This is a genomic window from Bacillus sp. T17B1 (assembly GCF_026796395.1).
Lineage (GTDB): Bacteria > Bacillota > Bacilli > Bacillales > Bacillaceae > Bacillus > Bacillus spizizenii_A.
The window spans coordinates 72264-91922 of record NZ_JALAYA010000019.1 but is presented as its reverse complement, the minus strand read 5'-3'; the positions used below and the strand labels follow the sequence as shown (position 1 = coordinate 91922).

General features: G+C 43.9%; 27 protein-coding genes. 24 read left to right on the top strand and 3 right to left on the bottom strand.

Features of this window, described 5'->3' with window-relative positions; genetic code table 11:
• Positions 1-2 precede the first annotated feature (2 nt).
• Positions 3-383 (bottom strand): rhodanese-like domain-containing protein, encoded by a 381-nt coding sequence (locus MOF34_RS10145; RefSeq protein ID WP_268400075.1) that lies wholly within the window; start codon positions 381-383, stop codon positions 3-5.
• A 189-nt stretch (positions 384-572) separates the two neighbouring features.
• Between MOF34_RS10145 and lipM the strand changes: the two genes are divergently transcribed.
• From lipM to MOF34_RS10130, 3 genes are all read left to right on the top strand, one after another.
• Positions 573-1409, top strand: a complete 837-nt coding sequence (gene lipM / locus MOF34_RS10140) for an octanoyltransferase LipM (RefSeq protein WP_268400074.1) — start codon at positions 573-575, stop codon at positions 1407-1409.
• A 99-nt stretch (positions 1410-1508) separates the two neighbouring features.
• Positions 1509-1937, top strand: coding sequence for a transcriptional regulator MntR (gene mntR, locus MOF34_RS10135; protein ID WP_268400073.1), 429 nt, complete (start codon positions 1509-1511; stop codon positions 1935-1937).
• A 124-nt stretch (positions 1938-2061) separates the two neighbouring features.
• Positions 2062-2937: a patatin-like phospholipase family protein gene (locus MOF34_RS10130; protein ID WP_268400072.1), complete on the top strand. Its 876-nt coding sequence runs from the start codon at positions 2062-2064 to the stop codon at positions 2935-2937.
• Here MOF34_RS10130 and MOF34_RS10125 read toward each other — a convergent pair.
• Entirely contained in the window at positions 2934-3329 is a 396-nt protein-coding gene (locus tag MOF34_RS10125; RefSeq protein ID WP_268400071.1) for an SA1362 family protein, read from the bottom strand. The genes MOF34_RS10130 and MOF34_RS10125 overlap by 4 nt on opposite strands.
• A gap of 39 nt (positions 3330-3368) precedes the next feature.
• Positions 3369-4325 carry a DUF1385 domain-containing protein gene (locus MOF34_RS10120; protein ID WP_268400070.1) on the bottom strand — a complete coding sequence of 319 codons (957 nt, stop codon included), beginning with the start codon at positions 4323-4325 and terminating at the stop codon, positions 3369-3371.
• Positions 4326-4550: 225 nt separating this feature from the next.
• Between MOF34_RS10120 and MOF34_RS10115 the strand changes: the two genes are divergently transcribed.
• The 21 genes from MOF34_RS10115 (at position 4551) to MOF34_RS10015 (ending at position 19596) form a co-directional block, all read left to right on the top strand.
• On the top strand, positions 4551-5087 hold the full coding sequence (locus MOF34_RS10115) for a YqhR family membrane protein (RefSeq protein WP_080010323.1): 537 nt from the start codon (positions 4551-4553) through the stop codon (positions 5085-5087).
• Positions 5088-5174: 87 nt separating this feature from the next.
• Positions 5175-5615, top strand: coding sequence for a type II 3-dehydroquinate dehydratase (gene aroQ / locus MOF34_RS10110; RefSeq protein ID WP_268400069.1), 441 nt, complete (start codon positions 5175-5177; stop codon positions 5613-5615).
• 2 nt (positions 5616-5617) lie between these two features.
• Complete coding sequence (papA, locus tag MOF34_RS10105) at positions 5618-6679, top strand: aminopeptidase PapA (protein ID WP_019714939.1); 1062 nt, start codon at positions 5618-5620, stop codon at positions 6677-6679.
• Between the two features lie 24 nt (positions 6680-6703).
• Positions 6704-7261 (top strand): elongation factor P, encoded by a 558-nt coding sequence (efp, locus tag MOF34_RS10100; protein ID WP_019714938.1) that lies wholly within the window; start codon positions 6704-6706, stop codon positions 7259-7261.
• A 145-nt stretch (positions 7262-7406) separates the two neighbouring features.
• Positions 7407-7688, top strand: a complete 282-nt coding sequence (locus MOF34_RS10095; RefSeq protein WP_268400068.1) for a YqhV family protein — start codon at positions 7407-7409, stop codon at positions 7686-7688.
• A gap of 75 nt (positions 7689-7763) precedes the next feature.
• A complete protein-coding gene (gene spoIIIAA / locus MOF34_RS10090) occupies positions 7764-8687 on the top strand; it encodes a stage III sporulation protein AA (RefSeq protein ID WP_268400067.1) in 924 nt (307 codons plus the stop codon).
• The gene (gene spoIIIAB / locus MOF34_RS10085; RefSeq protein ID WP_268400066.1) at positions 8681-9196 is read left to right on the top strand and encodes a stage III sporulation protein SpoIIIAB; all 516 of its coding nucleotides are present in this window, start codon (positions 8681-8683) and stop codon (positions 9194-9196) included. Before spoIIIAA ends, spoIIIAB begins: the two co-directional genes overlap by 7 nt.
• A gap of 22 nt (positions 9197-9218) precedes the next feature.
• Positions 9219-9425 carry a stage III sporulation protein AC gene (gene spoIIIAC, locus MOF34_RS10080; protein ID WP_003153142.1) on the top strand — a complete coding sequence of 69 codons (207 nt, stop codon included), beginning with the start codon at positions 9219-9221 and terminating at the stop codon, positions 9423-9425.
• Entirely contained in the window at positions 9403-9834 is a 432-nt protein-coding gene (spoIIIAD, locus tag MOF34_RS10075) for a stage III sporulation protein AD (protein ID WP_268400179.1), read from the top strand. Before spoIIIAC ends, spoIIIAD begins: the two co-directional genes overlap by 23 nt.
• Positions 9835-9852: 18 nt before the next feature.
• A complete protein-coding gene (spoIIIAE, locus tag MOF34_RS10070) occupies positions 9853-11052 on the top strand; it encodes a stage III sporulation protein AE (protein WP_268400065.1) in 1200 nt (399 codons plus the stop codon).
• A 13-nt stretch (positions 11053-11065) separates the two neighbouring features.
• Positions 11066-11686 carry a stage III sporulation protein AF gene (gene spoIIIAF, locus MOF34_RS10065; RefSeq protein WP_268400064.1) on the top strand — a complete coding sequence of 207 codons (621 nt, stop codon included), beginning with the start codon at positions 11066-11068 and terminating at the stop codon, positions 11684-11686.
• Complete coding sequence (gene spoIIIAG, locus MOF34_RS10060) at positions 11679-12368, top strand: stage III sporulation protein AG (RefSeq protein ID WP_019714933.1); 690 nt, start codon at positions 11679-11681, stop codon at positions 12366-12368. The genes spoIIIAF and spoIIIAG overlap by 8 nt, the downstream gene beginning before the upstream one ends.
• Positions 12369-13025 carry a stage III sporulation ratchet engulfment protein SpoIIIAH gene (gene spoIIIAH / locus MOF34_RS10055; RefSeq protein WP_019714932.1) on the top strand — a complete coding sequence of 219 codons (657 nt, stop codon included), beginning with the start codon at positions 12369-12371 and terminating at the stop codon, positions 13023-13025. It abuts the gene before it with no gap.
• A gap of 157 nt (positions 13026-13182) precedes the next feature.
• On the top strand, positions 13183-13665 hold the full coding sequence (gene accB, locus MOF34_RS10050; RefSeq protein WP_019714931.1) for an acetyl-CoA carboxylase biotin carboxyl carrier protein: 483 nt from the start codon (positions 13183-13185) through the stop codon (positions 13663-13665).
• Between the two features lie 11 nt (positions 13666-13676).
• The gene (gene accC / locus MOF34_RS10045) at positions 13677-15029 is read left to right on the top strand and encodes an acetyl-CoA carboxylase biotin carboxylase subunit (protein WP_019714930.1); all 1353 of its coding nucleotides are present in this window, start codon (positions 13677-13679) and stop codon (positions 15027-15029) included.
• A 20-nt stretch (positions 15030-15049) separates the two neighbouring features.
• A complete protein-coding gene (yqhY, locus tag MOF34_RS10040; RefSeq protein ID WP_003226398.1) occupies positions 15050-15457 on the top strand; it encodes a fatty acid biosynthesis protein YqhY in 408 nt (135 codons plus the stop codon).
• A gap of 264 nt (positions 15458-15721) precedes the next feature.
• Positions 15722-16117: a transcription antitermination factor NusB gene (nusB, locus tag MOF34_RS10035; RefSeq protein WP_019714929.1), complete on the top strand. Its 396-nt coding sequence runs from the start codon at positions 15722-15724 to the stop codon at positions 16115-16117.
• A gap of 11 nt (positions 16118-16128) precedes the next feature.
• Entirely contained in the window at positions 16129-16980 is an 852-nt protein-coding gene (gene folD, locus MOF34_RS10030) for a bifunctional methylenetetrahydrofolate dehydrogenase/methenyltetrahydrofolate cyclohydrolase FolD (protein ID WP_019714928.1), read from the top strand.
• A gap of 138 nt (positions 16981-17118) precedes the next feature.
• Entirely contained in the window at positions 17119-18462 is a 1344-nt protein-coding gene (gene xseA / locus MOF34_RS10025; RefSeq protein WP_268400063.1) for an exodeoxyribonuclease VII large subunit, read from the top strand.
• On the top strand, positions 18462-18716 hold the full coding sequence (locus MOF34_RS10020; RefSeq protein ID WP_268400062.1) for an exodeoxyribonuclease VII small subunit: 255 nt from the start codon (positions 18462-18464) through the stop codon (positions 18714-18716). The genes xseA and MOF34_RS10020 overlap by 1 nt, the downstream gene beginning before the upstream one ends.
• Positions 18706-19596, top strand: coding sequence for a polyprenyl synthetase family protein (locus tag MOF34_RS10015; protein ID WP_268400061.1), 891 nt, complete (start codon positions 18706-18708; stop codon positions 19594-19596). The genes MOF34_RS10020 and MOF34_RS10015 overlap by 11 nt, the downstream gene beginning before the upstream one ends.
• Positions 19597-19659 lie beyond the last annotated feature (63 nt).

Below are 19659 nucleotides of genomic sequence, written 5' to 3'. Positions count from 1 at the left end.
CTTTAATTCTTCGCTTTAATCTTTCCGCCCCATTTTTTAAAGCCGCCTTTTAGGTTGTAAATCTCAGTGCAGCCGTTTTTGCGCAGGGTTTGTGCCGCACGTCCGCTGCGGACACTGTTTTGGCAGTACAGATAGACAGGCTTGTCCGGACGGATTTCATTTTTTCTCTGTTTTAGCTGGGAAAGCGGAATGTTGCGGGCGCCTAAAATATGTCCGCCCTCAAACTCATTCGGTTCACGAACGTCAATGAGCTGCGCTTTTCGGTAACCCGCTCGGAATTCTTCTTCCGTAAGTGTTTTCATAATTCGCTGCTGATAGACATATGAAGCAATCATATAGATGATAAACGCAGCAAAAATAATCAAAACGATCATATTAGACAATGTAATTCTACTCCTTTAGCATATAAAATCAAAACCTTGCTTCTAAAAACAAGGTCATAGAGCCGTTTTCGACAAATACTATTATAGTAAAGCACAGCATAATTGTCATCTATAATGGAACTAAAATATTTTCATTTTCCCGGCAGTTTGATAAACTGATTCTATTAAAACGGTAAGGAAGGTCTCAAAATGGAAAAAGAAACTTGGCGGTTTATAGACTCAGGTAATGCAAATCCTGCATTCAATATGGCGCTTGATGAAGCGCTTTTATATTGGCACAGTGAAAAGAAAATTCCTCCGGTTATCCGTTTTTACGGCTGGAATCCGGCGACTCTTTCTGTAGGTTATTTTCAAAATATTAAAAAGGAAATCAATTTTGAAGCAGTACATAAGTATAAGCTCGGATTTGTCAGACGCCCGACTGGCGGGAGAGGTGTGCTGCATGATCAGGAATTGACATACAGCGTGATTGTTTCGGAAGAGCATCCTGAAATGCCGGCGACTGTTACTGAGGCATACCGGGTCATTTCAGAGGGCATACTTCAAGGCTTTAGAAATCTTGGTCTGGACGCTTACTTTGCCATCCCGAGAACCGAAAAAGAAAAAGAAAGCTTAAAAAACCCGCGGTCATCCGTTTGTTTTGACGCGCCTTCGTGGTATGAGCTGGTGGTCGAGGGACGCAAGGTGGCGGGAAGCGCGCAAACGAGACAAAAAGGCGTGATTCTCCAGCATGGCTCCATTCTGCTTGATTTGGATGAGGACAAGCTGTTCGATCTGTTCTTGTATCCGAGTGAAAGAGTCAGAGAGCGGATGCAACGCAATTTTAAAAATAAAGCGGTTGCCATTAATGAACTTACTGATAAGCGGGTGACGATGGATGAGGCCCGTAAAGCCTTTAAAGAAGGTTTTGAAAAAGGCCTTAATATTCATTTGGAGCCATACGAACTGTCCCAGGAAGAGCTTGATTTTGTTCATCATTTGGCAGAAACGAAATACGCCTCAGATGACTGGAATTATAAGCGGTAAAAAGGGCTTTTGTCCCGCGGAGCATCCTTGTTTTTTCAAGTTCATTAGTGTAAACTTGTAATGGTTTATAAAGTTAAGGTGCTTTTTGGGAGGGTTTCGATGACAACACCAAGTATGGAAGATTATATTGAACAGATTTATATGCTGATTGAAGAAAAAGGATATGCACGGGTTTCCGATATCGCGGAAGCATTGGCAGTCCATCCCTCCTCTGTAACAAAAATGGTTCAAAAACTAGATAAAGACGAATATTTAATTTATGAAAAATATCGCGGTCTCGTGTTAACGTCTAAAGGAAAAAAAATAGGCAAACGGCTAGTATATAGACATGAATTGCTTGAGCAGTTTTTAAGAATCATTGGTGTTGATGAAGAGAAAATATATAACGATGTTGAAGGGATCGAACATCATTTAAGCTGGAACAGCATTGATCGCATCGGGGATCTTGTTCAATATTTTGAAGAAGATGATGCCCGTAAAGAAAATCTTAAAACAATCCAAAAAAAAACAGAACATCATAATCAGTAAAAAGGCGGCCTCAAAGGAGGCCGTCTTTTTTGATGCGCTGCGCATCGCGTCATTCGTTGGTCTATTTCTTCGCGTGTTTTCTTAAAATGATAGTAAACGATCGGCTAAAGGGGGAGAGAATGAGATGTATATTGATGGTGTGTTTTCCGGCGGAGGAGTAAAAGGCATTGCGCTGGCAGGCGCTTATGAAGCGCTCGAGAAAAAAGGCTTCCGCTTTAAAAGGGTTGCGGGTACAAGCGCTGGCGCAATTATTGCCGCATTCATTGCGTCAGGTTACACCAGCAAGGAAATCCACGCTTTGATTGAAGAAGTGGACGGAGAGAAATTGCTGGACCAGCGATACTCATTTCACCCCTTAAAGATGCTCCAGTGGGTGTCCATCTACTGGCGTCTCGGCTTATACAAAGGCGACACGATAGAGAAATGGATTGCTGACCTGTTAAGAGTGAAAGGCATAAGGGTTTTTGGTGATTTGCAGAAAGGGTCTCTGCGACTTATCGCTTCTGATCTGTCAAACGGCACCATGATTGTTTTGCCGGACGATTTGGTCCGTTACGGGTTAAATCCCGATATGTTTCCTGTTGCCCGAGCTGTAAGAATGAGCTGCAGCATTCCGTATTTCTTTGAACCGATAAAATTAAAAACGGACACAGGCACCGCCACGGTAGTTGACGGAGGGGTGTTAAGCAATTTCCCCATCTGGCTGTTTTCAAAGGAAAGAAAACGCCCTGTAATCGGTGTAACGCTTGCGCCGCGGGAAAGGGAACGGCCGAAAAAAAATATCCGCAACGCTTTCGAACTGTTTGGCGCCCTGTTTGAAACGATGAAGGATGCACATGACGCAAGGCATATTGCGTCACGCTATGAACAAAACATCATTTTTCTGCCGGTAGACGACGTAATGGCGACCGATTTTCATTTAACACAACAAAAAAAACTAGCCCTGATTGAGCTAGGTAAAAAACAGACAGAGCAGTTTTTAAAACAGTGGACCTATTAAAAAAGCGCTCTGTTTTTCTTTTTATTTTTTTTCCCTTCTATAACAGTCAGTTGAGTCTGGCTTTTTTTCTTTAGAATCATCGGCTTAGGTTTGCTGGCGCTCGGAACGCTTCGCAGGTGGCTGACACGTCCTTTATGTCCGGCGCGGTGCTTTGCTTTTTGTTCTTTCATCCGGCGCCGTGATTGTTTCGCCGCTTTTTTGAAGGCTGCTCCTTCGCTGCCCGCATTTCGATTCATTACATATTTCACAATAAGATAGATAATGATACCTGCCACGATGACGGTTACCGCCATTTTTGCCATTTCTCCGGGATTGGATACCAACACATATAGAAAACCGAACGCTCCCAGCGCAATTAATACAGCAATAATAGGTTGTACACGATGATTCATAACTGTCCACCTCCGAAAGTAATAGCAGGGCAACGGATACTAGATGACGTTGTGAGAAGGCTTCTTATTCTGTTCAGACATTTCTTCAAGCCTGAGAAGCTCGTTAAAGCTTTCGATAGCAACTTCAACCTGGTCATCCTTGGGTTCTTTTGTTGTTAACAGCTGCAGCCAGAGACCCGGGTAGCCAAGGAATTTCAGTCCGGGAATATCACGAACTTTGTTTGTCAGCTGCAGAACTTCAAAGGATATGCCGAGTACGACCGGTATCAGTGCAACACGATCTATAACACGCAGCCAAAGCGGATCTGTCGGAACAAGTAAATAGACAAACATGCCGACAATAATCGTAAACAAAATAAAGCTTGATCCGCAGCGGTAATGAAGCCGGGACTGGTTTTGAACATTTCTCACTGTAATTGGCAAATTCTGTTCATAACAGTTTATGACTTTATGTTCGGCTCCATGATATTGAAACACTCTTTTAATGAGCGGTGTCATGGACAAAAGATAAATGTAACCGAGCAGCAAAATCAATTTAAACAGGCTTTCAACCGCAATTTGCGCTATGTCTGTAGAGAAAATCGGCCTTGTCAGTTCGGCTAAGAAAACAGGAACCAATGTAAATACGAATTTACTGAACAAAAATGATAAGACGCCGATTACCGCGAGGCTGAGATACATAGATAGCCCAGAGGATTTTTTCTCTTCCTGCTCAAGTGTCTCGTCTTCAGCTGGATCAAGCCCGTAACGTTCGCTTGAAAAATTCAAATGCTTGGTGCCGTTTGCGCTCGCTTCAATAATGGCCGCGATTCCCCGTAAAAACGGTATCTTTTTCACGATATTCAGTTTGGGATTGTGTTTGCGGGGAAGCTTAAAGAAGTCAATGCTTCCATCCGTTCTTCTGATGGCCGTAACGTAATGATGCTTTCCCCCAAACATAACGCCTTCCACAACTGCCTGCCCGCCGTAAGCGGGCGGAATTTTATGTTTTGACATATTATCAACCTGCCTATTTCTTTAGGATTGCTAACCATTTCCTTTCACTCTATTGTACAGGAAACAGCGCTAAACCTCTAGAATGACAGGCTGAAAAATTGTCATAGCCTTGCTTTTTCTACATGCATTATACCCGTTAATTTCAAATTTTACTCACTGCTGTCAAAAAGTGTGAGCTTTTTTATTGACATTTAATTTTTTGGGCACACTTTAACTGGAGGTGCCATGATGACAAGCGAAAAAGATACAGAACAAGATCAACAATTGAATGAGAAGCAAGGGCCGCCTGTTCCGATGGCTGGAAGGGTGGCTGCAACAGGCTTTTGCGGAGGCGTATTATGGAGTTTCATTGCTTATATTGCATATTTATTTCATTTTTCTGAAATCAGCCCGAATATGATTTTACAGCCGTTTGTGCTCGGAGATTGGAAAAAGCATGGACTGGGAACTGTAATCAGCATCATTTTGATCGGACTTCTTTCAATTGGCGCAGCGTTTCTTTATTTTTTTCTATTGAAACGTTTGAAAACAATGTGGCCAGGTGTTTTATACGGCTTGCTGCTTTGGCTGCTCGTATTTTTTGTTTTTAATCCGATTTTTCCTGATGTGCGTGCGGTGACCGAACTGAAAGCAGATACAGTTATTACATCCATTTGCATCTATTTGCTATACGGGCTGTTTGTCGGTTACTCTATTTCATTTGAATACAATGAGCTGAATTCGGAAAAGCTGGCACGTGCGCTGGGAACGCATAGAGAATAGTGTATTATCCTTTTGCAGTATGATAAAATGTTCACGAGAAGTGAACATTTTTTACATGAGAAACCCTCGCGAAAAGGAGAGATTCGTGTGCCTCATTTTTTAATTTTGAACGGGCCGAATGTCAATCGGCTAGGGAAACGTGAGCCGGAGGTATTCGGTCGCCAGACACTGACCGATATTGAAACAGATCTTTTTCAACTTGCAGAAGCCCTACATATCCAACTCACTTTCTTCCAGTCTAATCACGAAGGTGATTTGATAGATGCGATACATGAGGCTGAGGAGCAATACGACGGGATTGTTCTGAACCCTGGTGCCCTGAGTCATTACAGCTATGCGATCAGGGACGCTGTTTCAAGTATCAGTCTTTCTGTGGTTGAGGTGCATTTATCAAACTTATACGCTAGGGAGGAATTCAGGCATCAGTCGGTTATCGCTCCGGTTGCGAAAGGGCAGATTGTCGGTCTTGGAGCTGAAGGCTACAAGCTTGCTGTTCGCTACTTAATAAGCCAGCAAGGGGGAGAATAAAGATGAAGCTAGAGAAAATAAGAAACCTGTTTGGACAGCTGGGGATTGATGGAATGCTGATTACGAGCAGTACGAATGTACGCTATATGACCGGATTTACAGGTTCGGCGGGCTTGGCTGTTATATCAGGTGACAGGGCAGCGTTTATTACGGATTTTCGTTATACAGAGCAGGCGAAAGTTCAGGTAAATGACTTTGAGATCATTGAACATGGTGGCAGCTTGATTCAGACCACTGCCGACACGATTGAAGCGTTCGGCATCAAGCGCCTCGGCTTTGAGCAGAACAGCATGACATACGGCACATACGCCTCGTACAGCGCGGTTGTCAGTGAGGCTGAATTAGTCCCTGTGGCTGAATCCGTAGAAAAGTTGCGCTTGATTAAGTCTAGTGAAGAGATTAAGATATTAGAGGAAGCTGCGAAGATTGCAGATGATGCCTTTAGACATATCTTGACGTTTATGAAACCCGGCATTTCTGAAATCGCTGTTGCCAATGAGCTGGAGTTTTATATGAGGAGCCAAGGAGCTGACAGCTCTTCTTTCGATATGATTGTCGCCTCGGGGCTTCGGTCAAGCCTTCCGCACGGTGTGGCCAGTGACAAACTGATTGAAAGCGGAGACCTTGTTACACTTGATTTCGGCGCTTATTATAAAGGATATTGTTCTGATATCACCCGTACGGTCGCTGTAGGTCAGCCCAGTGATCAATTGAAGGAGATTTATCAGGTCGTATTTGATGCTCAGGCACTTGGCGTCGCACATATTAAGCCGGGGATGACAGGAATAGAGGCTGACGCCCTTACAAGGGATCACATTGCTGCAAAAGGCTACGGTGAATATTTTGGCCATTCAACCGGGCACGGGCTCGGCATGGAAGTTCATGAATCGCCGGGATTGTCCGTCAGATCTTCAGCTATCCTTGAACCGGGCATGGTGGTCACAGTGGAGCCGGGCATTTACATACCAGAAACAGGCGGTGTCCGCATAGAAGATGACATCGTGATTACAGAAAACGGCAACCGGACAATCACCCATTCCCCAAAAGAACTTATTATTTTGTGATTGGAATATAGGAGGACATTAAACATGATTTCAGTTAACGATTTCCGTACAGGATTAACAATCGAAGTAGATGGCGGCATTTGGCGCGTCGTTGACTTCCAGCACGTAAAACCTGGTAAAGGTGCGGCGTTTGTCCGCTCTAAACTCCGCAACCTTCGCACTGGCGCGATTCAGGAAAAAACATTCCGCGCTGGTGAAAAAGTAGCGAAAGCGCAAATCGAAACAAAAACAATGCAATACCTATATGCAAACGGAGATCAGCACGTATTTATGGATACTTCTTCTTATGAGCAGCTTGAACTGAGCGCGACTCAAATCGAAGAGGAATTAAAATACCTGCTTGAAAACATGTCTGTGCATATCATGATGTACCAAGATGAAACGCTCGGTATCGAGCTTCCAAACACAGTTGAGCTGAAAGTTGTTGAAACTGAACCTGGCATTAAAGGTGATACAGCATCAGGCGGTACAAAACCTGCGAAAACTGAAACTGGCCTTGTTGTAAACGTGCCTTTCTTTGTAAATGAAGGCGACATACTTGTTGTCAATACATCAGACGGTTCTTACGTTTCTAGAGCATAGAAAGAAAAAAGAAGTCTGTTCCCAAAAGGGAGCAGGCTTTTTTTTTGTGCCCAAAAACAGAATCTTTCTTTTATACGAAAATGACAAGACTACTTCCGCAAGCTAGAGCATATCATATAAAAAAATGGGAGGTTGGGAGAGTGCTATGAAATTTTTGCTTGGAAATATCAATTCTACTGTTTTAACAATGGCCGGCTTGCGAGTTTTGTCCTCTATGATTGAGCTGACGGCAGCGATTATCATGCTTGTAACAAATGATGTCCGGAAGGCGGTTGTGGTTAACAGCATTCTCGCTATTGTCGGTCCGCTGATTTTTATTGTCACCATGACTGTTGGAATCTATCAAATTGCCGGGCAGCTATCGTATGCAAAGCTGATTCTGATTTTCACGGGTGTTGTTTTAATTTTGGCGGGTGTTCATAAATAAAGAGAGGCTTGTCATAAAGTCTGCCTTACATCATACATTTTAAAGAAGCCAATCGGTAGAAAGGAGGAGGCTCTGTTGAATGAAATCGCTGAGGTTCTCCCTGAATCCATGAAAAATGCCCTTTCTGAAATACCGGAACAACAATGGCTGGAAATCGAAGAGGTCAGAATTCGAGTCAACCGCCCTGTAGAATTGATTCGAAGAGGACAACCTGTTTTTTTGTCTTATGCCGGCACGGTCGAGGATGCCCATCTGATCCTCAGCCGGCTCAGCAACTATAGTATGTATACGCTCGAAGAAGAGCTGAAGAAAGGGTATGTCACGATCAGAGGCGGCCACAGAGTCGGACTGGCAGGCAGAGTCATCACGGAAAACGGAGGGGTGAAAGGCCTACGTGACATCACATCTTTTAATATACGAATTGCCAGGCAAAAGCTGGGGATTGCGGAGCCGCTGCTTCCATTCTTATATCGAGACAGCTGGCTGAATACACTGATTATCGGTCCGCCGCAAACCGGTAAAACAACACTTCTTCGGGACCTTGCGAGACTCTCAAGCACCGGCAAAAACCACATATTGCCCGTAAAAACAGGAATCGTCGACGAACGGTCAGAAATTGCCGGATGCCTGCGCGGCATTCCGCAGCATCAATTTGGACAGAGGATTGACGTATTAGACGCCTGTCCAAAGGCTGAAGGGCTGATGATGATGATTCGCTCCATGAGCCCTGAGGTAATCATTGTCGATGAAATCGGGCGTGTGGAAGATACAGATGCACTTCTTGAGGCGCTGCATGCAGGTGTTTCAGTTATCGTCTCGGCGCATGGCTGGAGCATATCCGACCTGATGAAGCGTCCTTCATTGAAGCGTTTGTGGGAAGAAAGAGCCTTTGACCGCTATTTGGAATTATCGAGAGCAAAGGGACCGGGCACAGTAAGCCGCATTTATGACAAAGACGGAAATGTGCTGTCTGGGACGATTGGCGTGAAGACATGCTGAAGCTGCTGGGCGCTGTATTCATTGTGGTGGCGACAACATGGACAGGTTTTGAGATGGCGAAGATTTATACAGAACGGCCGCGGCAAATCCGCCAGCTGCGTGCGGCGCTCCAATCCCTAGAGGCTGAAATCATGTATGGCCATACACCGCTTCATATCGCTTCACAGCAGATCGCCAAGCAGCTGGCACAGCCTGTTTCAGCTCTTTTTATCACGTTCAGTGATCAGCTGGAAAAGGGAAGTGATTCTGCGAAAACGGCGTGGGAGCAAAGCTTAAAGAAGGTGTGGGATACCATGTCTTTGAAAAAAAGCGAATATGAAGTGCTGAAGCAATTTGGTGAGACGCTCGGGATTCATGATCGAATCTCGCAGCAAAAGCACATCAAGCTGGCGCTGACACATTTGGAAGCCTCGGAAGCGGATGCTGAGCAGGCACAAGCGAAAAATGAAAAAATGATAAAAAGTTTGGGCTTTTTAGCGGGCTTGTTACTCATTCTTCTATTGATGTAAACGTGAGGGGAGCAAAAATAAAATGGGAGTAGACGTGAATGTCATATTTCAAATCGCCGGAGTGGGAATCGTGGTTGCATTTTTACACACGATTTTGGATCAGATGGGCAAAAAAGAATACGCCCAGTGGGTGACGCTGTTAGGTTTTATCTATATTTTATTTATGGTCGCAACGATTGTAGACGACCTTTTTAAAAAGATAAAAGCTGTGTTTTTATTCCAAGGATAGGGGGGGCTTACAGATTGACATTGTTCAAATTGTAGGTTTAGGGCTGATCGCCACCTTCCTATCTTTGATTGTAAAAGAACAAAAGCCGACTTTTGCGTTTTTAATTGTCGTGTTTGCCGGATGTACCATTTTTCTTTATTTGGTAGACCAAATTTACGACATTATTCGAATGATAGAAAAAATCGCGATTAATGCAAATGTCAACATGGTCTATGTTGAAACCATTTTAAAGATTATCGGAATCGCCTATATTGCTGAATTCGGGGCGCAGCTCACAAAAGATGCCGGGCAAGGGGCCATCGCCTCGAAAATAGAACTGGCGGGGAAAATTTTAATTCTCGTTATGGCTGTGCCTATTTTAACCGTCATTATCGAAACGATTCTCGGACTTATACCTTCTATGTCATAACCGAAAGGAGGCGGTAGATTGAAGCGTTTTCGATGGGCTTTGCTTCTGGCCGTGCTGATCATAACAGGACGTACAGACATTGTACAAGCAGCCGGCGACGCCGAACAAACGGAAGACCATGCTGAAACGGCTGAGCAATTAGCGGAAAGGACAGCGGCCACGCTTGAAACAGACAAGATTGGCGAATTTTGGAATGATATTATGACAGAGTACGGCGGACTGCTGCCGGAAAGTCAAAAAGGCAGCTTAATTGAGTTTATCAAAGGTGATAAATCGTTTTCACCGCAAGAATGGCTGAAAGCTCTCTTCTCTTATTTGTTTCATGAAGTGCTTGCCAACGGAAAGCTGCTTGGCACATTGATTTTGCTCACGATATTCTGCGTTATCCTGCAGCTTCTGCAAAATGCGTTTCAACAAAGCACCGTCAGCAAGGTCGCTTACTCAATTGTGTACATGGTGCTGATTATTCTTGCGCTAAACAGTTTTCATGTAGCAATCAATTATGCGACAGAGGCCATTCAGACGATGACCAGCTTTATATTGGCGCTCATTCCGCTCCTCTTAGCGCTTTTGGCTTCGTCAGGCGGAGCTGTATCTGCAGCCTTCTTTCATCCTGTTATCCTCTTTCTGATGAACACGAGCGGTCTTTTGATTCAGAATATTGTCATGCCGCTCATTTTCTTATCAGCGATTCTGAGCATTGTCAGCACAATGACCGAACAATACAAAGTAACGCAGCTGGCCAACCTGCTCAGAAATATCGCCATCGGTTCTCTCGCCGTCTTCCTCACCATCTTTCTCGGCGTCATCTCTGTTCAGGGAGCCTCAGCTGCAGTGACAGACGGAATTACGCTCAGGACGGCTAAATTTATAACCGGAAACTTTATTCCTGTACTTGGCCGAATGTTTACAGACGCGACAGATACAGTGATCAGCGCTTCCTTACTGCTGAAAAATACAGTGGGAATTCTCGGAGTGGCTATTCTAATCTGTATTGCGGCTTTTCCGGCAATCAAAGTGCTTTCCCTCGCTTTTATTTATAAGCTGGCAGCCGCGATTCTTCAGCCGCTTGGAGGCGGGCCCGTCATAACTTGCCTCGACGTCATCAGCAAAAGCGTCATCTATATTTTTGCAGCTCTCGCCATTGTGTCTCTCATGTTTTTTTTAAGCCTTACTGTCATAATCACAGCCGGAAACCTCACGATGATGATGAAATAAAGGAGGCTGGCAGATGAGTTTTTTAACTGAATGGCTTACCACCATCGTGTTGTTTATCCTTTTTGCAATTGTGATTGATATGCTGCTGCCAAGCTCCAGTATGCAAAAGTACGCAAAAATGGTAGTCAGTCTGCTCTTGATTGTCGTCATGCTCACGCCGATTTTTAAGCTTTTCAACACAGACCCAGCAGTCATCTTTGAATACCTCACAAAAAACGGGCAGTCAGAGTCTGCCGACATAAAAAATCAAATCAATTCAAAAAAAATAGAAATACAAGCTTCCCAGCGCGCATATATTTTAGAAGAAATGGCTGTCCAACTAAAAAAGAAAGCGGAGGAGAGATTCAGTCATGAGGAATACAAAGTAGGCCACATCAAACTCACGGCAGGAGAAAAGGTAGATTCAGAAGAGGATATCAAAACAATCAGCGTGTATATGGCCCCGTCTTCTGAAAAAACGGTCCAAACGGTCGCGCCGGTCAACATTGATACAGATCATGCATACGTAACGAAAGAAGCAGCCGAACAGAAAGAAGCCAAACAGATCCAGTCGCAGCTTGCGGACATTTGGGAAATCGGAAGTGAGAAAATTACGGTTCATATGGAAGGCGGGGAGAGTGTCGGCAATGAATAAAAACGGATTATGGAATGTATTGAAAAAGCAGTTTCTTCCGGGGCAAACGAAGGACGGTGAAAAGCCGAAGCTGACCAAATATCATTACTTTCTGTTCGTTTTTGTTCTCGGAGTTTCCTTTATGCTTGTCAGTCAGCTGTTTTCTTCACCTGAGAAAACAGAGAACGCCAAAACAATAACGGCAGTATCATCACAAGATACCAAAGACAGCAAAGAGAAAACAGCCGAAGTGTTTAAAGCCTCAAAATCTGATGAACCTAAGAACTCGATCGATGATTATGAAAAAGAATACGAAAATCAGCTGAAAGAAATTCTTGAAACGATCATAGGTGTGGACGATGTCTCTGTAGTCGTCAATGTTGATGCAACGTCGCTGAAAGTATACGAAAAAAACAAATCAAACAAAAATACAACGACTGAAGAAACAGACAAAGAAGGCGGAACTAGGAGCGTTACAGACCAGACATCAGAAGAAGAAATTGTCATGATCAAAAACGGCGATAAGGAAACACCCGTCGTCGTCCAAACGAAAAAGCCTGATATACGCGGTGTACTCGTTGTTGCTCAAGGAGTGGACAACGTTCAAATAAAACAAACCATAATTGAAGCGGTGACACGGGTCCTGGATGTTCCAAGCCACCGGGTTGCGGTTGCCCCTAAAAAAATAAAGGAGGATTCATAAATGCTCAAAAAACAAACCGTTTGGCTATTAACAATGCTCAGTCTTGTCGTGGTGTTAAGCGTCTACTATATCATGTCGCCGGAAAGCAAAAATGCCGTGCAAATGCAAAGTGAAAAAAGCGCGTCTGACAGCGGAGAGGTCGCAACTGAAAAAGCGCCTCCCCAGCAAGACACAAAGGAAAAAAACGGTACAGAAACTGAAACAGAAAAAGAAGATGGAACAAAGGGCACAAAAGATTCATCAGCAGACAAGGAGACATCCGCTGAAGCTAGTGAAAAAGGAACTGTTGTAACAGAAACAGCTGATGATGATCTGTTCACGACGTACCGTCTTGATTTAGAAGATGCCAGAAGCAAAGAAAGAGAAGAGCTCAATGCCATTGTGTCAAGCGATGATGCAACAGCAAAAGAGAAAAGCGAAGCATATGATAAAATGACGGCTCTCAGTGAAGTGGAAGGAACTGAAAAACAGCTGGAAACGCTTATTAAAACACAAGGCTACGAAGACGCGCTTGTCAATGCTGAAGGAGATAAAATCAACATTACAGTCAAATCAGACAAACATTCCAAATCAAAGGCGACAGCCATTATAGACCTTGTGGCAAAAGAAATCAAAACAATGAAAGACGTCGCTGTCACATTTGAACCATCCAAGTAAAAAAGAGGAAAAACACGCCCGCTTACAAAGCGGGCTTTTTGGCGTGCCAATCATAATTAGAGTTGAATTCAAAAGTCCGCTCCTGTAAGATGAACATAGTATGTACTTTTAGTAGTAACCTATAAAAAAGAAATTTCATACATAGGAGTGCGATTGAATGTTAAATATTAAAGAAATCCACGAGCTGATTAAAGCAATTGACGAGTCTACAATTGACGAATTCGTATATGAAAATGAAGGTGCATCCTTAAAATTGAAAAAACATGAAGCAGGCACTGTTCAAGTCATGCAGCAGGCGCCGGCAGCACCTGTACAGGCACAGGCTCCGCAGGCAGCTCAGCCGCAAGTGCAGCAAGCAGCGCCTGCACCTGCCCAAGAAGAACCTAAGCAAGATGAGAATTTGCATAAAATCACTTCACCAATGGTAGGAACATTTTATGCATCTTCATCTCCGGAAGCTGGCCCGTATGTAACGGCTGGATCAAAAGTAAATGAGAACACAGTTGTCTGCATTGTAGAGGCGATGAAGCTTTTCAACGAAATCGAAGCGGAAGTAAAAGGCGAAATCGTTGAAGTATTAGTAGAAAACGGCCAGCTGGTCGAATACGGACAACCTCTATTTCTTGTAAAAGCAGAGTAAGGAGACTTAACATGATTAAAAAGCTATTGATCGCCAACCGAGGAGAAATTGCTGTCAGAATCATCAGAGCCTGCAAAGAGCTCGGAATTGAGACTGTCGCTGTTTATTCAGAAGCTGATAAAGATGCCCTTCATGTTCAAATGGCCGATGAAGCTTTTTGTATCGGACCGAAAGCATCAAAAGACAGCTATTTAAACGTTACAAACATTGTGAGTGTTGCGAAGCTGACAGGCACGGATGCTATTCATCCGGGATATGGGTTTTTAGCTGAAAATGCTGATTTCGCCGAATTATGTGAAGAAGTTAACGTCACATTTGTCGGTCCGAGTGCTGACGCCATTTCAAAAATGGGAACAAAAGATGTGGCGCGGGAAACGATGAAACAGGCGGGCGTGCCGATCGTACCGGGTTCACAAGGAGTTATAGAAAATGTGGAAGAAGCGGTTTCGCTAGCTAATGAAATTGGGTATCCTGTTATTATAAAAGCCACCGCAGGCGGAGGCGGAAAAGGAATTAGGGTTGCCCGCACCGAAGAGGAACTGATTAACGGCATTAAGATTACCCAGCAGGAAGCTGCAACTGCATTTGGAAATCCAGGTGTTTACATCGAAAAATACATAGAGGATTTTCGTCATGTTGAGATCCAAGTGCTTGCCGATAACTACGGAAATACCATCCATTTAGGGGAACGCGACTGCTCGATCCAAAGACGCCTGCAAAAGCTTTTGGAAGAATCACCATCTCCTGCGCTTGATTCAGAAATTAGGGAGCAGATGGGCGATGCGGCGGTAAAGGCTGCAAAAGCAGTTGGCTATACAGGCGCTGGAACAGTTGAATTTATATATGACTACAATGAACAGCGCTATTACTTCATGGAAATGAACACGAGAATTCAGGTAGAGCACCCAGTCACAGAAATGGTGACGGGAACTGACCTGATTAAGGAACAAATCAAAGTGGCATCAGGAATGGAATTGAGCCTCAAGCAAGAAGATGTTGAATTTGAAGGCTGGGCCATCGAATGCCGAATCAACGCAGAAAACCCAAGTAAAAATTTCATGCCGTCCCCTGGCGAAATTAAAATGTACCTGCCTCCTGGCGGTCTTGGTGTCCGTGTTGATTCAGCTGCGTACCCGGGCTACTCCATCCCTCCGTACTATGACAGCATGATTGCAAAAGTGATTACATATGGAAAAACGAGAGATGAAGCGATTGCCCGAATGAAGCGCGCATTGAGCGAATTTGTCATCGAAGGAATTGAGACAACAATCCCGTTCCACTTAAAACTGCTTGAACACGAAACATTTGTTGGCGGAGAGTTTAATACGAAATTTTTAGAAACATATGATGTAATGGGCTCATAATTTTTACGGAGGTGAATTGAATGAAAGACAACAGCTTGCTTAAAATGGATCAAGAAGATACGCATTTGGGTAAGGTTGAGATTGCCCCGGAAGTCATTGAGGTCATTGCCGGCATTGCAGCTTCAGAAGTTGACGGTGTTGCCGAAATGCGCGGAAACTTTGCGACAGGCGTCGTCGAACGCTTCGGTAAAGTGAATCATGGCAAAGGTGTCAAAGTCGACCTGGCGGATGACGGAATTACGATTGATGTATACTGTGTCGTTACATTTGGTATTTCGATTCCGAAAGTTGCAGCGTCCGTTCAGGAAAACATTCGTCAAACCTTATTAAATATGACGTCTCTTTCAATTAACGAGATCAATATTCACATCGTCGGCATTCAATTTGACACAAAAGCCCAAGAAGTTCAAATCGACGAAGAAATGTAAATGGCTTAACACGAAACCAAGGGGAGGGCGGCCCTTTGGTTTTTTTACACCTTACCCTTTATTTCAAAGCATGAAGAAAGCCGGCTCAAGGCAGCCGAGTTTCTTCATGATCGTGAAATCCGAATGTTCATAATAAGGTGAATGAAAATATTCGGTAATAGGGTGAAAAAACCTTGATTTCAATATGCGGATACGAAAAAAATATGTTATGATCTCTTTGTGGCTTAACGACAAGCGGATAAAGAGGATCAAAGGAGAAAGAAAATGAAAAGAAGAACAGCAAGAGAAAAAGCTTTGCAGGCACTATTTCAAATTGATGTCAGCGATATTGCAGTAAATGAAGCCATAGAACACGCACTGGATGAAGAAAAAACAGATCCTTTCTTTGAACAGCTTGTACACGGGGTTTTGGAACATCGAGTTCAGCTGGATGAAATGATCTCCAAGCATCTGGTGAATTGGAAGCTCGATCGGATTGCCAATGTTGACCGCGCGATTTTGCGTCTGGCAGCTTACGAAATGGCATATGCAGAAGACATTCCGGTGAATGTCTCTATGAATGAAGCGATTGAACTGGCAAAACGGTTTGGTGATGACAAAGCGACAAAATTTGTGAACGGGGTTCTTTCTAACATTAAATCTGATATTGAACAATCATAGGAGGAAAGAAAATGACTGCAACAATCATCGACGGAAAAGAAACGGCTAGAGAAAAACGCGAACAATTGGCAAAAGAGGTAGAAGAGCTTAAAAAGCAAGGCGTCACCCCTGGACTGGCGGTTATTTTGATTGGAGATGATCCTGCTTCTCACTCTTACGTGCGAGGAAAGAAAAAAGCGGCTGAAACAATGGGAATGAATTTCAAGCTTGATCAATTTGACAGCAGTCTCACAGAAGCTGAACTGCTTTCCATTATCGATCAATACAATCAAGACCCTGAGTTTCACGGCATTCTCGTTCAGCTTCCGCTTCCAGACCATATTTCTGAAAAAGCGGTGATTGAACGTATCTCTCCTGATAAAGATGTAGACGGTTTTCATCCGTTAAACGTAGGGAAAATGCTGCTTGGCGAAGATACGTTTCTTCCTTGCACGCCTCACGGAATTGTTGAGCTTTTGAAGAAAACCAATATTGACCTTTCCGGTAAAGAGGTTGTTGTAGTCGGCCGTAGCAATATTGTCGGCAAACCTGTCGGCCAGCTTTTATTAAATGAAAACGCGACAGTTACTTACTGTCATTCAAGAACACAAAATATTGCCGAACATACAAAAAAAGCGGACATCCTGGTGGTGGCAGTCGGCAGAGCTAACTTCATCAGTGCAGACCAGATCAAAGAAGGCGCTGTTGTCATTGACGTAGGCGTTAACCGTCTGGAAAGCGGAAAGCTTTGCGGAGACGTTGAATTTGAAGGGGCAAAGGAAAAAGCATCCTTCATCACGCCGGTTCCGGGCGGAGTAGGACCGATGACCATCACGATGCTTGCGCATAATACTGTTAAATCTGCGAAACGTACGTTATTATAGATAATTGGAGATATTCACAGGAGGGACGTTTTGCCCGCCGTGAATATGAGCACGATACCCGCTTCTTCAGGCTCCTAAAGCCAGGGCGGGTTTTTCTTTAGTTATGGTGCAGGAATGCTTATGAGAGGAGTTTGAGACATGGGTGAAACAGCGTTTGTTACCGTCTCAGCGCTGACAAAGTATATAAAACGAAAATTCGATGTAGATCCTCACCTTGAAAATATTTGGATTAAAGGCGAATTATCGAATGTAAAAATACACACAAGAGGCCACATTTATTTTACATTGAAAGACGAAAACGCCAGAATGCAGTCGGTGATGTTCGCGAGACAGAGCGAGCGTCTGCCTTTTAAACCTGAAAACGGCATGAAGGTGCTGGTCAGAGGCGGAATTTCAGTATATGAACCGAGCGGAAACTATCAATTATATGCCAAAGAAATGCAGCCTGACGGGGTCGGAGCACTTTATTTAGCGTACGAAGAGTTAAAAAAGAAGCTTGCCGGAGAAGGTTTATTTGACGATCGCTACAAAAAACAAATCCCCGCATTTCCAGCCACAATCGGGGTTGTGACATCTCCGACGGGTGCCGCTGTCAGAGACGTCATTACAACTCTCAAAAGAAGATATCCCCTTGTAAAAGTCATTGTTCTTCCAGCGCTCGTACAAGGCGAAAATGCGAGCAGATCCATCGTTAGCCGCATTAAAGAGGCAAATGAAAAAGAGATGTGTGACGTATTAATTGTCGGAAGAGGCGGCGGTTCGATTGAAGAACTGTGGGCATTTAATGAAGAAATTGTAGCACGTGCGATCTTTGCTTCTAACATTCCGGTCATATCGGCTGTCGGGCATGAGACGGACTTTACGATCAGTGATTTTGTCGCTGATATCAGAGCTGCTACACCGACAGGAGCAGCTGAGATTGCCGTGCCGCATACCACTGATTTAATCGAACGGACAAAAACAGCGGAAGTCAGAATGACAAGAGCGATGCAGCAGCATCTCGGCCAGAAAAAAGAACGGATTCAAACGCTGCAATCCTCGTATGCCTTTCGTTTTCCAAAGCGTTTATATGCGCAAAAAGAGCAGCAGTTTGACCTTGCCTATCAGCAGTTTCAAACCCAGCTGACGGCTCTAATAGATCGGAAAAACAGACAGCTGGAGCGTGAAACGTACAGATTAGAGGCGTTGCATCCTCATGAACAGCTAAAGCAAGCGAGAACACGATATGAGGAACAAACAAATCAGCTTAGAAAAAATATGAATATCCAAATGAAGCAGCTGCATTCCCAATTTCAAACGGTTCTTGGCAAGCTGAATGCCTTAAATCCTCTTCAAGTGATGGAAAGAGGATATAGCTTGGCTTATAAAGAAGACGAACTCATTAAAAGTGTCAGTCAAATAGAAGAGAAGGACCAGCTTGAGGTTAAGTTGAAGGATGGCGTGCTGACCTGTGAAGTATTAGAAAAGAGAGGGGAAGAGTAATGACAGACGTGAAAAAAAATGAAAACATGACATTTGAAGATGCAATGAAAGGGCTTGAGAGCATTGTATCAAAGCTTGAAGAGGGCGATGTGCCTTTAGAGCAAGCAATTAACTATTTTCAAGAAGGCATGGCTCTTTCAAAAATGTGTCACGAAAAGCTGCAGAAAGTCGAAAAACAAATGGACTTCATTTTAAAAGAAGACGGCGAACTGGCACCTTTCAGTGTTCAGGAGGAAGACGAAGGTGACAAATAAAATAACGAGCTTTCTGGCGGAGCGAAAAAAAACGATTGAAAATCAGCTTTCTATCTATACAGAGAATCTCGATATGCCGGACTCATTAAAAAAATCTATGCTGTATTCACTTGAGGCTGGCGGAAAGCGGCTTCGTCCTCTCATTGTACTAGCCGTTTTAAACGCTTACGGGAAAAGTGAAAAGGACGGCATTCCGGTCGGGTGTGCTGTCGAAATGATTCATACGTATTCATTAATTCATGATGACCTTCCTTGTATGGATGATGACGATTTGCGCCGCGGGAAGCCGACAAACCATAAAGTGTTCGGTGAAGCGACAGCAGTATTAGCGGGTGACGGGCTCCTGACGGAAAGCTTTAAGCTGATCACCTCCCACGTGTCAGACGAGGTGTCAGCAGAAAAGCGCCTTCGGCTTGTGAATGAACTCATTTCAGCGGCAGGCACTCAAGGAATGGTCGGGGGACAAGTAGCTGATATGGAAGCGGAAAACCGCCAAGTCACGCTTGAAGAACTGGAATCCATTCATGAACGGAAAACCGCCAAGCTCCTCGGTTTTTGCGTCATCGCCGGCGCAATTTTGGCGGATGCACCTGAGGAAGATATCGAAACCCTGCGTTCCTTCAGCAGCCACATTGGAATCGGCTTTCAAATCAGAGACGATATTTTAGATTTAGAAGGCAGTGAAGAGAAAATCGGCAAACGTGTCGGCTCGGATACCTTAAACGAAAAATCGACTTACCCGTCACTTCTTTCACTGGAAGGGGCCAAACATAAGTTGGATGTTCACATAAAAGAGGCGAAGCGGTTGATCGGCGGACTCTCTCTTCAAAAAGATCTTTTATTTGAGCTTTGTGATTTAATTGCGGCAAGAGATCACTAACCAATCCTAATTTGAAGCGGCTGCACGAGATATGGTAAAATGTAAGCAGTTTATATGAAAAAA